Below are 13,942 nucleotides of genomic sequence, written 5' to 3' on the forward strand. Positions count from 1 at the left end.
GGTGTCGCGGCCGCGCGGCGGCGTCACCACAGCCGGGTGGGTCCGCCGCCGTACGGACACGCCCCGCGCACCGTCATGCCGACAACACCTCCAGCAGCGCGGCGCCGAACTCCTCGGGCCGTTCCAGATGCACCGCGTGCCCCGCGCCGGGCACGGCGACCTCGCGCACCGTGCCGCCCTCGGCCGCGTAGCGGTCCAGGACGTGGCGCGTCTGTGTCACCATCGGCTGGGCGGGGGTCCCGTCCCAGCCCGGCACCGCGCCGATCGAGCCCAGGTGTGCCAGGTCGAACATCGAGGTGTCCGAGACGATCACGTCCTTCTCGCCGCGGATCCACAGCACCGGCGGCTTGGGCTCGATCAGATGGATGTCGTCGATGCGGAAACGAAGCGGGGAAAGGCAGTTGAGCACCCCGCGGGTGCCCGGTGCGACACCCGGCCAGGAGGGGGACGCGGTGCTGTCGCCGGGATAGTGGTCGTCGCCGGTCCGCGTGGTCAGCATGGACGTGACGTACTCCTCCTCGTGCTCGGGACGCCACGGCGGGTTCACATAGCAGTTCGCCAGGACCGAGCGGGGTGAGAGCGGGGAGTCCTCGCCGCGGTCGCCCTCGGCGAGGCGCGCGACGAACTCGGGATTCGCCGTGCCCGCGCCGGAGCCCGCACCGTCCTGGGAGTTGAGGATTCCCTCCTTCCCGTGTGTGCCGCCGAAGCCGTACGGGGAGACCGGGTTGACCAGCGTCACCGAGCGCACCGCGGCCGGGTGGTCGCGCAGATACTGCAGTACCACGCCCCCGCCCATCGACCAGCCCACCAGGTGCGCCCGGTCGATCCCGAGGGCCGCCAGCAGCGCGCCGAGGTCGTCGGTGTGGTCGCGCAGTCCGCGTGTCGCGTCGATGGGCAGCGGGTCGGTGCCGCCGAAGCCGCGCAGGTCCGGCGCGATGGGCCGGTAACGGTCCGGGAGCCGGGCGAGAACGGGGCGCCAGAACGCGGAGGCGGAGACGTTGCCGTGGACGAGGACGACCGGTTCGCCCTCGTCCCGGACCTCCTCGATCTGGATGGTGAGACGCTCCGTGGGTACGCGGCGGGAGCGGATGCTGCTCGTGGTCATGTGCGGTCCTTGGTCTCCTCGGCCCTTCGTCCTTGTCACGACAGCCAGGTGGCGATCTGGGCGGCGGCCGAGGTGTTCCACCCCAGTTCGAGGTGGTTGGCGCCGACGACGGTGGCGGTGCCGCCGACCGTGGGAATGCCGGTGGTGTCGAGCGCGCTGGCGGTGAACACGACACCATCGCTGGGGCCGCGGTTCTCGTTGAAGATGCCGAGGACGTTCGGGGATCCGCCGGCCAGCAGGTAGGTCGTGACGGAGGCGGGTACTCCGGCGTCCTGCAGCGGCTTGATCAGTGAGCCGGCGTCGATGGCGGCCTGGATCCCGCTGCCCGCCGTGTAGAAGCCCTGGCCGCCGTAGTACGTCGTGTACCAGTCCTGCGCGGCGCCGTCCACTCCGTACACCCCGTCCCAGCGAGCCAGCATCTGACGTTGACCGGGGTAGTTGTCGTAGCCGCCGGAGGGCGTCATCGAGAATTCGGGGTGCGCCGTGTACAGGCCGTAGCACGTCATGTGGGAGTGCGGGGAGGGGGCGTTGACCTTTCCGCCGCATTCGGGCCAGATGGAGAAGTCGTGCGCCCAGCCGTGGGCGTACGGGTAGTCGTAGCCGCCGTTCGGACCGCCGACGGTGATCAGCTTGCGTACGTCACCGGCGTAGGCGCGGCCCCAGCTCGGCTTCACCGACGACACGTATGCGCGGGTCGACATCTCGCCCTTGCTCCAGCCGACGAGGTCGACCTTGCCGACGCCCAGCTTCGCCTTGATGACGGCGATCGCGTCGCCGACGATCTGCGCCTGCATCAGATTGTCGCCCTGCTTGTGCGCGAAGCCGACGGCGAACACACGGTGGCCGCGCGCGGACAGGTACTGCATCAGGCCGGTGGACGGGCAGGAGGCGGCGCCGCAGCCGTAACCGCCCGCCTCGCCCGGATTGGCCCAGGCACGGTCCGCGGTGTCGTTCGCGCCGTGCACGAGGAGGATCGGCGTGGTGCTGGTGCCGGTGTTCCAGCCGGGCGCCGAGTAGAGCAGGAAGCGGCCGGAGTACGGGCGGGAGACGCCGCCGAAGTACGTGACGCGCTGGCCGTCCTGGTCACCGCGGCCGTCCGACGGGTAGCCCTCGGTGCGGAATCCCGTGGTGGTGTCGAGATACCGCTCCACGCTTTCCCAGCCGCCTTTGACGACGCCTGACCCGTAGCTCGCCTCAAGGGTGAGGTAGGACGGCGGCGCGGCGGCGGACGCGGTGCCGGCGGCGGCCGGTAGTCCGGCCACCACCGCCAGCAGAAGGGCGAACATCAGCCGCCACCAGCCGATATGACCTCGTCCATGCCGCATGTTCCGGACTCCCTTGTCCACCATGTCCGCCCTGTCTGTCTTGTTCTGTTTTGTGCCGGGCTGGCTCCGCGCAGCGCACACGTTAGGCAAAGGGTGCGGGGCACGGCATATGCGCGGACCCTATAAAGGAGGCCACTTCTATGGTGGCCGACGTAACCCCCCATGCCGTCCGGGACGACCGCCCCGTGCTCAACGGTGTCGACGAAGGTCTCCGCCTGGTTCGACGGTCCGGCGGGCCTCCGCGACCTCCTGCCGGCGGCGGTCGGAGAAGGCCGGTACGGCGAAGCCGCGGTTGGGCAGCCGGTCGGCGAGTCCGTCGCCGTGTACGACCCCGACGCCCCCACCGGGTCCGGGTTCTGGCACTGGGCGGTCGCCGACCTCCCCGCCACCGTCACCGCACTGCCCGAGGACACCGGCGACGACACCGGCTCGGGCCTGCCCGAGGGCGCCTTCCAACTACCCAACGACGCCCGCGCGGCCCGCTGCATCGGCGCCGCACCATGGCCGGCCACATCCTCGGCCGCGCGGTCCTGACCGCCACCGCTGAAACCCCCGCCTGACGCACCGCATGTCAGACCGTCGCCCGCACGGAGCGCGACGGACCGCTGCACGTCGCGGGCGACCGGCACCTTGAACTGATGGAGCGGGGCCGCCCCCATCGCCACGCGCGTGATGCGCAAGCGCCGGCTCGCGAAGTGAGCGACCTCAGGCCCGGTCCGAACGGCGCGACCGCGTTCGTACGGCGCATCGGGGAGCCGGCCCAGACCGACTCCCGGCTGATGTACACGCTGCGGCACGCGGGGGTGCGGCCCGGCGCGACGGTGAACGTGACGCCGTCGCCCGGCGGCGTGACGGTCGGCAGCGGCACAAGGGCCGCCGAACTGTCCACGCGGACCGCCGCGCACGTCTTCCTGGCCAGGCCCTGACCCGATCGCGCCCCCATAGCCCTGCGGACGGCCCTCGTCCAGGCTCGCGGTCGAGGGCCGTCCCCGTCGGCGGCGCAGGCAATCGCCGGACGGTCGTTCAGGCGCGGGCCAGCGCTATGGAGCCGGCGAGGCGTTCGCCTGCCTCGTAGATCATGTAGGGGACTCCGTGGTCGGTGCCGAAGCTGGGCGCGGCGGCGCGGCCGTTCTCCGGGGCCGAGGAACGGGAGTTGTAGAAGACGCCGAGGTGGTTGCGGAGGGTGAAGTCGTTGCCGACCTCGGTGATCATGATGTCCCCGCCGCTCTGCTTGTCCTTGTTGTAGACGACGTAGGTCGAGTTGTTGCGGTGGAGCAGATGCGGGCCGCCGACGTTGACCGCGCCGACGTCGCCGTGCCGGATGAGCGGCTTCTGGTCGAAAGTCCAGTTACGTCCGTCGGGGGACCAACCCCAGTGGATGTCACGGTGGTTGGTGGTGTTGTTGAGCATGAAGACCATGACGTAGCGGGCGCCCCGGGAGGGCAGGTCGTGGCGGAAGACACGGGCGTACGACGTCTCCGTGGTGCCCGCGGGCAGCATCGACGTCGACAGGACCACCTTGTCGTAGGTGAAGTGGATGCCGTCGGTCGAGCGGGCGAGGCGGGTGGTGGTGTTCTCGCCGTGGAAGTACAGCCACAGTTCCTTCGCGTCGGCGTTCCACAGCACGTGGGGTGAGGAGACATGGCTGACGGAGTAGTGCGGCTGCCACTTGTTGGCGACGATCGGATTGTTCGGGTACTCGGTGAACGGGCCTTCGAGGGAGTCGCCGTAGGCGAGGCAGATGCCGCCCGGGGCGTCGTGCGGGGCGTAGTAGAGGTAGTAGCGGCCCAGCCGCGTGGCCAGCTTGTCGTAGACGCCGCGGACGGTGGGGAAGATGATCTCGCCGGTGGGGTTGTAGGAGAGCTTCGACGGCGTCAGCAGGGTGCGGACGTAGGTGTAGTCGGGGAAGCCTGCGGGTGCGGCCGTCGCCGTGGGTGCGGCGGCGGTGCCGAGGGCCAGGGTGGCGCCCGTGGCGACGGTGCCCTTCAGGAAGAGACGGCGGTCGAGGTGCGGCTCGTGCATGTCGGCTCCATCGGGTGCGGAAGGGATCGGGTCAGAGGTACAGCGCGGCGGTGACGCACAGACCGCCGAGGGCGACTGCCCATACGTAGGGCAGGGTGCGGAGCATGACCTGTTGCGGGGTGACGCCGGCGTACTGGGCGCTCCACACGGTCTGGGTGCTGGTCGGGTCGGCGACGCCGAAGACCTGGTTGTAGCTGGTGGCCATGCCGAGCACGGCGGCGGCCGGGTAGATGCCGGTGGCGATGAGGACGCCGGCGATGCCCGCGCCGAGGCCGAAGACGTTCAGCGGTCCGCGGTACAGGCACAGCGGCACCAGCAGGGTGAAGACGAGCACGAACAGCACGGGGTTGTCCGGGCTGACCGCCTTGACCAGGGGTTGCAGTGCGTCGACGGCGCCGGGGAGTTTGACCGCGGCGAGCAGGATGCCGATGGCGACGAACAGGGTGATCGGCGGCGCGGCCACCTCGAAGCCGCCGTACAGGGTGCGCAGCAGCCGCTTGTTCATCTCCTGCGGTTTCGTCGTGGTCACCAGGGCGTAGCCGACGCCCGCCAGCAGTGAGGGGACGATGGCCACCTCCAGACCGAGGGCGAGGACCAGCGGCACCAGCGGGGCGAGCAGCGCGTACCAGGGGGCGTCGCCGAGCTGTTCCCGGCGTGAACGGGGGCGCGCAGGCACCGACTTCAGGGACCAGGCGTGCTCGGTGCCGCGGCGACGGGTTTCGATCACCACGTAGGCGAGGGCCGCGGCCAGCGCGAACGGAAACAGTTTCACCATAAAACCGCGCACGGTGGGGATCGGCAGGTTCAGCGCGGTGGAGAAGAACTGCCACACGGGCAGTTCGAAGGGGGCGCCGACGGCGATGCCCATCAGCACGGTGCCCGCGGCGGTCACCTTGGGCACGCCCACGGCGATCATCGCGGGGATGCCGATGATGCCGGCGAGCATGGCCGCGGGCGCCGAGCCCGTCACGGTGCCGACGAGCGCGGAGACGGCGAGGACGCCGAGGGCGACGACGGTGGGCCGGTCGCCGCCGAACTCCACGATCTTGCGGACGAGGGTCCCGGCGATGCCGGTCTCGTCGAGGAGCCGGCCGAGCCAGGAGCCGAGGATGATCGCGACCATGGTCGCGGCCAGCGCCGGTGCGCCCTCCTGGAGCACCGTGTCCAGGACGCTGTTCTTGCCGGTGAGCGGCGCGCCGGCCAGGAAGGCGATGGCCACGGCGAGGATCACCAGGGCGAAGGCCGTGGGAATTCTGCGGGTGAGCATCGCGGCGACACCGGCCGCCATGACGACGAGGATGACGACACCCATGGGTCAGTTCTCTCTTCTTGCGGGGCGGGCACGGTCGTCGCCGGTCACGGCGGCCAGCGCGGCGGTCAGGAGCAGGGGGCTGCGGCCGAGGCCGCACACGGTGCGGGCGTAGGCGTGCGCGGCGACCTCCTCGGCGCCGGCGACATGGCCGGGCACCTGCCAGCGGCCCAGCCGCAGCGCGGTGTGGCCGAGGCTGCGTTTGAGGGCGGCCCGTGCCGGGCCGTGGTGGAGGTGGGCGTGCACGGCCTCGTGGGCGAGGGCGGCGGCCCGCACCGAGCCCGGCGGGTACCAGGCGCGCCAGCCGCGTTCGTCGACGACGCGCTCGGCGAGGGCGAGGGTGTCGGTGTACAGCTCGACCGTCGGGGGTCGTGAGCGGTAGCGGGCGAGCAGCCCCTGCGCGAGCCCGCCGTCGCGTTCGACGACGCGGGCGGTGCACGCGACGGGGGTGAGAGCGGAACCGAACGCGTCGGCGGCCAGGGCCCAGCGGCGCAGCAGCAGGGGGTCGCGGCCCTCGTGGGTGGGGGTGGCGGCCAGCAGTCGTACGGCCCACTCGATGTCGTCGGTCCGCGCGAGGTCCGGGCCGGCTGCGGGGGCGGTCATGCCCGTGCCTCCAGGACGGCGACGACGGGTTCGTCGGCGGCCCTGGAGCGCAGTTCGCTGCGGGCGAGGGCGAGCAGCGGCTGCGGGTCCAGCACGCCGGAGAGGTCGGCGATGCGCGAGCCCAGCAGCAGGCGGACGGCGGGGGCGCGCACTCCGCCGTCGCCGTAGGAGGTCGACTCGGCGACCAGGCGGGCCAGGACCTCGGGTGCCTGTCCGACGGTGGTGGCGGCCACCGTGGCGTCGGCGGCGTGATGGCGTACGACGCCGTCGGCGTCCACGATCCGCACCGGATGCCGGTCGGGGCGGAACCGGCGGGGGGTGTCGGCGCCGTAGACGGTGTGCGCGGGGGTGCCGGCGAGGACCTGGACACGGGAGGGTTCGGTCTTGAGGCTGGCCGCGGCCAGGCGCAGGCGTTCGCTCTCGTCGGCCCGGTGGGCGCGGTCCTGGGTGCGCAGTTCGGTGGCTCCGGTGGCGACGGCGCGCACGGCATGGGTCTGCGCGTCCACGGTGACCTCGACCTCCACGCCGTCGGCGGCGGCGCCCTGGGCGATGACGGCCTGCTCGGCTTCCGCGCGTACGGCCAGGATCTGTTCCTGGGTCGCCCCGGGCACGATCCGCTCCACCTGTTCGCGGACCAGGGCGAGGGCGACGCCGATCGGGCTGATGACCTCGCTGTGCGCGGCGATCCGGCCCCGCATGCCGGTGACCGCGGCCAGGTGCGGGGTGACGGAGGCCGCGCCGCCCCCGCCGCCGACCAGGACCGCGGCGTCCGCGTCCAGTCGGTACTCGCGCATCAGGGTGTCCACCACGGTCTTCACCTGGGCGGTGCCCGCGTCCAGGATCCGGGTGGCGGCGGTGGCCACGTCGACGCCGAGTGCGGCGGCGAGCGGGGCGAGGGCGGCGCACGCCGCCTCGGGGTCGGCGTGCGCGAAGTCGCCTTCCGGTACCCGTCCGAGGGCGTTGGCGGCGCAGGTCATGGTGATCGCGAACCGTCCGCCCGCGGCGTCGAGCACCGCGTGGTCGGCGGCGTCGCCGGGCATCGGGCGCACCGTGGCCAGCGTGGCGCCCCGCAGGTCGTCGGGTGTGGCGAAGCAGGCGTACGGCAGGCCCGCGATGTGGGCACTGCGCGGGCCGACCCCGGTGATCCGGCCGCCTCCGAGGCGGACCATGGAGCCGCCTCCGATGCCTACGGTGCGCACGTCCAGGGCGTTGAGGTAGGAGGTGCGGCCGAGGATGGTGGCGTGCCGTACGGCGACCTTGCCGCGGCGGACGACGCTGATGTCGGTCGAGGTGCCGCCGGTCTCCAGGAACACGCCCTCGCTGACGCGTTCTTGCATCAGGGCGCCGGCGACGCCCGCGGCCGGCCCCGACAGCACGGTCAGCAGGGGGCGGCGGCGCATCTCGTCGAGCGACATCACGCCCCCGTCGCAGCGCATCACCATCAGCGGCGCGGTGACGCCCGCTTTGGTGATGGAGGAGTCGACGAGGTCGGCGGTGGCCAGCATGCGCGGCAGGATCGCGGCGTTGACGACGGCGGTGCGGGTGCGCTTGCGCAGCCCGTACAGGGAGGTGATGTCGTGCGCGGCCGTCGTCGGCAGCCCGGCGGCGCGTCCGGCCGCGGCGACGGCCTGCTCACCCTCGGGTCGATCCACGCCGAACGGCTCGCTGGCCACGAGTGCTTGTGCGCCGACGTCCTTCAGCTGCTCGACCGCCGCGTGTACGGCGTGTTCGTCGTCGGGGTCGGGCACGTGCGCGTACAGCAGGGGAAGCCGTTTGCCGGGGGTGAGTTCGAGCTTGGCTAGGGAGGCGAGGCGGCGGGTGAGGAAGGCCGCCGGTCCCGTACCGATGCCGAGCAGGCCCACGGTGGCGACGTCGCCCTCCAGCAGGGCGTTGGTAGCCTGGGTCGTGCCGTGCGCGAGGAAGGTGACATCGGCGGGTGCGTGGCCGGTCTGTCGCAGGAGCCGGTCGAGCGCTTCGACGATGCCGTGGGCGACGCCGTCCTCGTGGTGGTGACTCGTGGGCACTTTCACCTGGCCCACGAGTTGGAGCGTCGTGGCGTCGACGGCCACGGCGTCGGTGAAGGTTCCGCCCACGTCGATGCCGACGCGGATGCGGTGGGTGGTCATGTCCGGGCACCTCCTTGTGCTGGGTCGGTCCACGCGGGCGGCGGGGCGGGGCAGGTGGTGCTGCCCCGCCCGACTCCGGGCCGCGCGGGGGTGGTTCAGTAGCCTCTGACGTCGGGCCAGTGACGTTGCACGCCCGCGCGGTCGAGCAGCCGGCCGAAGTCCTCCAACCGCTTGTCCTCGGACTGCACTTGGTGCGGCTCGACGTTCTCGGCGACGCAGTAGCCGGCCAGGGCGCCGGCGACCTCGCCGACGTTCCACTCCACCGGGTGCAGTCGGTAGCAGCCGTTGGTGATGTGGGTGGTGCCGATGTTCTTGCCGGCCGGCAGCAGGTTGCGCATGCGGCGCGGCAGGAGCGCGCCGAGCGGGATCTCGAAGGGGACCGAGCCGATGTCGATGTAGGAGTCGCCGCCGGTGGAGGGGTGCAGGTCGATGCGGTAGCCGCCGACGCCCACGGAGTCGCGGTGGCGGGTGCCCCCGCGGGGGCCGACCAGGTCGATGGCGACGTCGTGTTCGGTGATGGTGGTGACGGCCTTGATGCGCCGCGACTCGCGCACGTACGCGGCCTTGGCGAGGCCGTCGGTGGTGCCGGTGACGTCGGGGCGCAGCCGCAGCCCGGGGAAGCCGGTGCCGCCGTCGGGGCGGGGGGCCTCGGTCTGCAGCCAGTACAGCAGCGACAGCGACAACTCACGTGCCCCGTGGAGGGCTTCGGTCTCTTCGCCGATGTAGGGCTTGAGCCAGTAGTCGTTGAGCGGCCAGTTCACCAGCGTGATGTCCGACTCGAACGCGCCCGGTGCGTGCAGGCCCCGGGCCAGGATGCGGCGGAATCCCCACAGCTCCTTGTCGCCCGCGTCTGCGCTCTGGTCGGCGGTGACGGCGAGCGGGTCGATGTCGGGGTTGGGCCGGAAGGTGCGTCCGACGGGTTCCAGGGTGCGCGGATCGGGTGCCTGGAACCCGAGCAGCGGGCCGGGCCAGAACTCGGGCCGGTACGCCCGCCAGAAGTCGTAGTCGGCGGGCCGGTCGATCGTGTGGTCCTCGCCCTGGTGGTGGGAGAGCGCGAAGCAGACGGTGATGCCCTGCTGGTTGAGGGGCTGCGCGGCCTCCGGAGCGTGCGGCTCGTCGAACTCGGCTCGTGACTCGGCGCCGGTGGCGTGTTCGACGCCGGCGAGATGCAGCAGTTCGCCGGTCTCGGTGGCGTCCAGGACGTAACGGGCGGTCAGCGTGCGGCGGGTGCCGTCGCGCAGGTCCCGCACGGTGACCGACCGTACGACATCGTTGTCGGACTCGGCTGCGACCGGCCGGTGCTCGGTCAGGACGGTCAGGCGTCCGGCCGCCCGGTGCGGGGCGAGCATGCCCTCCAACACGGCCAGCGCCACCCGGGGTTCGTGGCACAGCTTGCTCACCCGACCGGCACCGGGGTTGAGTTCCGCCACCGCCCGCGCCTCGGCGCGCAGCGGGTACCACTGGCGGTAGTAGGCGCGGATCGCCTCGCGCAGTTGCCGGTAGGTGGCGGTGACGCCGAACTGCTCCACCCACGGATGCTCGTCCGGGGGCACGGCCTGGCTGGTGAGCTGGCCCCCGATCCAGTCCGTCTCCTCGGTCATCACGACGCTGCATCCGGCCCTGCAGGCCGCGAGCGCGGCGGCGACGCCGCCGAGCCCACCGCCCACGATGAGGATGTCGGCTTCCGGTATCACGCTTCTCCTTGCTGGTCTTCGAGGTGACCGGCCCGGGTGCGGCCGGTCGGTTGCGAGGTTCGCTCGGTGGCTCGGCGGTACTCAGTCGGCGCCCGGCGGACCGGCGCTGACGCCGACCCTGAACGTGCAGGCGACGAGCGTGCTTTCGGTCGGCTCGCCCGCGATGAGGGCGGACAGCAGCCGGACGGCTTCGGCGCCCAGCCTCGCCCGTGGGATGTCGAACCCCATCGGTACGGGCTCGCTCGCCAGGTCCGGCGGCGGGCTGCCCAGGACCGCCAGGGACACGTCGCCGGGGCAGCTGAGGCCCGCCTCGGCGACGGCGGTGCGCAGGGCGCGCCAGGCGTCACCGGTGTCGGTCTCCTCGGCGACGAACGCGGTCACCCCGTCCTTGCGCCAGGCGCGAATCCGCGCGGCGGTGACCTCGGAGGCCGGATCGGCCGAGCGGAAGACGGTCCGCGGCCCGGCGGGCAGGCCCGCGGCCCGCAGTCCGTCCAGGAAGCCGCGCTCGCGGTCGGCGGAGGCCGGTGCGTCGTCGTCCTCGCGCACCAGCACGACGCGCCGATGGCCGGCCTCGGCGAGGGCGGTGACGACGTCCCGGCTGGCGCTCACGTAGTCGGCTCCCACCCAGGCCACCTTGTCGGTGTCCTCGCGGCGGCCGAGATGGACGACCGGGAAGCCGTCCCGCACGAGCCGCGCGAGTTCCTGCGCGGGAGCGTGCCGGCCCAGGAAGAGACAACCGTCCGCCAGCCGTACCCGGTTGAGCGCGCCCGCGCCGGCCGCGTCGGCGCCGCCCGCGCTGGAGCCGGTGAACAGGACCAGGTCGTAGCCCTGTGCGGCGGCCTCCTGCTCCACGCCCACCAGGAAGGGGTAGTACGAGTGGCGGACATCGGTCGGGAAGGTCGCGGTGAAGCTGAACACGCCGAGCAGGTTGTTGCGGGCGGCGGCGAGCCGGCGGGCGGCCGGATCGGGCACGTAGCCGAGGCTCTGCGCGGCCTGGAGGACCTTTCTGCGGGTCTCCGCCGAGATCGGCCGCGCCGTCGCCTCGTCCCGTCCCGACAGCACGAGGGACACCGTCGCCTGCGACACACCGGCCAGTTGGGCCACCTCGGCCTGCCGGGGACGGGAGCGCCGTCCCGGCGGCACAGGGGCCCGCCCCGGCCGGGCACGTCCCGCGACTTCCTTGGCCACGCCGCTCCTCCTCATAGCTGTTAATGCGTATTAGGTAATACGCATTAACGAGCACTGTGAGGGACCGGCGGTTTCAAGTCAAGCCCCGCGACAGAGGCAGCTTTTCGGGCCGGCCGGCGGCTTGAGGTCCCTGCGTGAGCCGGGCCGTACCGACGCCGTCACCGGTGACATGTGCGCAGCGGCGGCCGGGCTTGCGGCGGCGCTCCGGCAAGCCGCCTTTTGCTTTGCGCTGGGCACCGGCTCAAATAGCAGCCATGAGCAGAGGCACACCCCGCGCGGGAGCACGCAGCCGACAGCTGCGCCGGATCGTCGCCCGCCGAGGCCGGTCGGGACGCCGCGACGGGCCCGGTCGGCTCCGGCCACCACTCGGGGCACATCGCCCGGGACACCGGCGGGGGGCGCCCGAACGATCCAGCGGCCACCGGGCCGTCGGCGCTCCTGCCGAGCAAGCGGCGGGCCTGAACCACTGGGTGAACCTCTTCGCAACGACGCTCCCCGCACTGGCAGCGGTCGCCGCACTGATCTTCACCTGGATTTCCGTCGCCCAGGTATCGGATGAATTGACCATATCCGAGCAGGGACAGATAGCCGAACGGTACGACACCGCCGTGGAGAAGCTGGTCGACGACTCCATGGATGTGCGCAGGGGGGCCATCTACTCCATGCAGAGCATCATGACGGACTCTCCTCGAATGCAGCCCGCGGTCATCGACATGTTGTCCAAGTACATCCGCGACCGCGCCACCAAGAACCTGAAGACCACGGAGAAGTCCCCGGACATCCAGGCGGCCCTCTACGCGCTCGGGAACCGCAACCCCTCCCACGACGGAAACGCCGTCATCGACCTCAGAGGCGCCCGCCTCGAAGAGGCCAAGCTCGAAGGGATGAATCTGACCAACGCGGACCTCAGAGAAACGGTCATCTCCGGCGGAAACGCCGAGAAGGCCGTTCTTTCCGGTGCGCGTCTGGAGCAGGCCGTGCTGCACGGAACAAATCTGACCGGGGCAGATCTCTCCCACGCGAACGCATCGAAAGCCGACCTGAAGAACGCCGTCATGGCCGGTGCGGATCTGGCGCACGCCTACGTCGAACAGGCCGACCTCCGGGACGCGGACCTGACCGGCGCGGACTTGAGCGGGGTGGACATGGCCGGAGCGAACCTGGAAGGCGCATACCTGGCCGAGGTCACATGGAACGACACGAACCTTGCGGGTGTGCGTCGCCCCGAAGGGGATCTGCCCGACGACATGGCGAGCAGGACGACACAGCCACCGCGCTCACAGGCGACGAACGCCGCTGGGTGAGTATGTGATGCACGTCTTCGTCACCGGGCTGCCCCGGGGCCCGGCCGAGGCCGAAGTCCGTCCTCCCGACCGGGCCCGCACCGTTCCCGGCCGTCGCCGCAGTGGGGTCCGGCCGGGGCCACCGGTTCGGTGCGGGCCAGTGGCCGCGGTCACGGTTACCGAAGGCCGCTTCCCGTGGCAGCGGACGCTCACGCGTTCTTGGCCGCGGAGACGGAGCTGTGCCGGCCGGAAGGCCTTGTGAAGCGGTGTGTGTCGGTTACGCGGATGGTTCAGGGGGCCGCAGGTCCAGCGCTCTGGCCTCACGTTCGGGGCTGAGACCGGACTCGGGCGGGTCCCCGGCGCCGGGAAGCGACCGCAGATGGGCCCAGGTGTCGGCCACCGTCTCGGTGACCGGACGGCACCGCAGGCCCGTGGCGAGGGCCTTGGTCACGTCGCCGCCATGGACCGCGCCGTGCAGTTCGCTGCCCGGCGGTGCCCAGATCGGGAGATCCGTCCACGCGGCGATGCCCGCGTCGGCGATCGTCTCCGGGGCGGTCCACAGCAGCTGTGCGTCGGAGCCGACGCAGCGGACGCAGGTGTCGAGCAGTTCGCCCATGGTGGTCCCGCCCGCCGGCCCCACCGTGTTGTACGGGCCGTGCAGCCCGGCCGTCAGGGCGTCGACGATCCAGGCCGCCAGGTCCCGTGCGTCGACGTACTGCAGCGGGTTGTCCCGCGGGCCCGGGGCGAGGACGGGGCCGCCGCGGGCGATGCGGCGCAGCCACCACGGCAGGCGGCCCGCGTTCTCCCTCGGCCCGAGGATCAGTCCGGGCCGCACCAGGAGTGTCCGGTGCGCGCCGAACTCCCTGAGCACGGCGCGTTCGGCGCCGCGTTTGCCGGCGGCGAAGTCGGTTGCCTCGGCGTCCGGGTCCCCGTCGGCGAGGGGTCCGTCCTCGTCGAGGCCCGCCGGAGCGGGCCAGGCGTACACCGAACGGCTCGACACATAGGCGTACCGTCCGACCCGCCCGGCGAGCAGACGGGCGACGTCACGGACCGCGACCGGGGCGCCCGACCAGGTGTCGACGGCGGCGTCCCACTCCCCGGCGGCCAGGGCGGCAAGGCCGCCCTCGGCCGTGCGGTCGCCGTTCAGCACCGTCACACCGGGCGGCGGCGGGTGCTCGCCCCGGTGGAAGACGGTGACCTCCCAACCGCGGTCCCGCGCGGTCTCGGCCACCGCGCGGCCCGCGAAGTCGGTCCCGCCGACCAGGAGCAGCCTCGTCGTCATCGCTT

General features: G+C 72.3%; 10 protein-coding genes and 3 pseudogenes. 3 read left to right on the forward strand and 10 right to left on the reverse strand.

The features are described from left to right. Nucleotides 1-73: 73 nt before the first annotated feature. The 3 genes and pseudogenes from ACFYTE_RS16150 to ACFYTE_RS16160 form a co-directional block, all read right to left on the reverse strand. Nucleotides 74-1,105 carry an alpha/beta fold hydrolase gene (locus ACFYTE_RS16150; RefSeq protein ID WP_388709997.1) on the reverse strand — a complete coding sequence of 344 codons (1,032 nt, stop codon included), beginning with the start codon at nt 1,103-1,105 and terminating at the stop codon, nt 74-76. A gap of 35 nt (nt 1,106-1,140) precedes the next feature. Further along, entirely contained in the window at nt 1,141-2,430 is a 1,290-nt protein-coding gene (locus tag ACFYTE_RS16155; RefSeq protein WP_388709998.1) for an esterase/lipase family protein, read from the reverse strand. Nucleotides 2,431-2,646: 216 nt separating this feature from the next. Further along, a pseudogene (locus ACFYTE_RS16160) lies at nt 2,647-2,757 on the reverse strand (GntR family transcriptional regulator); the annotation flags it as partial. Between ACFYTE_RS16160 and ACFYTE_RS16165 the strand changes: the two are divergent. After that, nucleotides 2,725-2,990 (forward strand): annotated as a pseudogene (locus ACFYTE_RS16165) (YbhB/YbcL family Raf kinase inhibitor-like protein); the annotation flags it as partial. The pseudogenes ACFYTE_RS16160 and ACFYTE_RS16165 overlap by 33 nt on opposite strands. Nucleotides 2,991-3,134: 144 nt before the next feature. Beyond that, nucleotides 3,135-3,356, forward strand: a pseudogene (locus ACFYTE_RS16170) (FeoA domain-containing protein); the annotation flags it as partial. Between the two features lie 97 nt (nt 3,357-3,453). On the opposite strand, the gene ACFYTE_RS16175 reads toward ACFYTE_RS16170, so the two are convergent. The 6 genes from ACFYTE_RS16175 to ACFYTE_RS16200 form a co-directional block, all read right to left on the reverse strand. Further along, entirely contained in the window at nt 3,454-4,452 is a 999-nt protein-coding gene (locus ACFYTE_RS16175) for a hypothetical protein (protein WP_388710000.1), read from the reverse strand. Between the two features lie 31 nt (nt 4,453-4,483). Next, nucleotides 4,484-5,764 carry a transporter gene (locus ACFYTE_RS16180; RefSeq protein WP_388710001.1) on the reverse strand — a complete coding sequence of 427 codons (1,281 nt, stop codon included), beginning with the start codon at nt 5,762-5,764 and terminating at the stop codon, nt 4,484-4,486. A gap of 3 nt (nt 5,765-5,767) precedes the next feature. Further along, the gene (locus ACFYTE_RS16185) at nt 5,768-6,364 is read right to left on the reverse strand and encodes a hypothetical protein (RefSeq protein ID WP_388710002.1); all 597 of its coding nucleotides are present in this window, start codon (nt 6,362-6,364) and stop codon (nt 5,768-5,770) included. Beyond that, nucleotides 6,361-8,490 carry a hydantoinase/oxoprolinase family protein gene (locus ACFYTE_RS16190; protein WP_388710004.1) on the reverse strand — a complete coding sequence of 710 codons (2,130 nt, stop codon included), beginning with the start codon at nt 8,488-8,490 and terminating at the stop codon, nt 6,361-6,363. Before ACFYTE_RS16190 ends, ACFYTE_RS16185 begins: the two co-directional genes overlap by 4 nt. Nucleotides 8,491-8,585: 95 nt before the next feature. Continuing rightward, entirely contained in the window at nt 8,586-10,184 is a 1,599-nt protein-coding gene (locus tag ACFYTE_RS16195; RefSeq protein ID WP_388710006.1) for an FAD-dependent oxidoreductase, read from the reverse strand. An 81-nt stretch (nt 10,185-10,265) separates the two neighbouring features. Continuing rightward, entirely contained in the window at nt 10,266-11,372 is a 1,107-nt protein-coding gene (locus ACFYTE_RS16200; RefSeq protein ID WP_388710008.1) for a LacI family DNA-binding transcriptional regulator, read from the reverse strand. A gap of 470 nt (nt 11,373-11,842) precedes the next feature. Between ACFYTE_RS16200 and ACFYTE_RS16205 the strand changes: the two genes are divergently transcribed. After that, nucleotides 11,843-12,676, forward strand: coding sequence for a pentapeptide repeat-containing protein (locus tag ACFYTE_RS16205; RefSeq protein WP_388710010.1), 834 nt, complete (start codon nt 11,843-11,845; stop codon nt 12,674-12,676). A 256-nt stretch (nt 12,677-12,932) separates the two neighbouring features. On the opposite strand, the gene ACFYTE_RS16210 is transcribed toward ACFYTE_RS16205, so the two are convergent. Then, the gene (locus tag ACFYTE_RS16210; protein ID WP_388710012.1) at nt 12,933-13,937 is read right to left on the reverse strand and encodes an NAD-dependent epimerase/dehydratase family protein; all 1,005 of its coding nucleotides are present in this window, start codon (nt 13,935-13,937) and stop codon (nt 12,933-12,935) included. Between the last annotated feature and the right edge of the window lie 5 nt (nt 13,938-13,942).

This window comes from Streptomyces sp. NPDC004629 (genome assembly GCF_042873595.1).
In the GTDB taxonomy this organism is placed as follows: Bacteria; Actinomycetota; Actinomycetes; order Streptomycetales; family Streptomycetaceae; genus Streptomyces.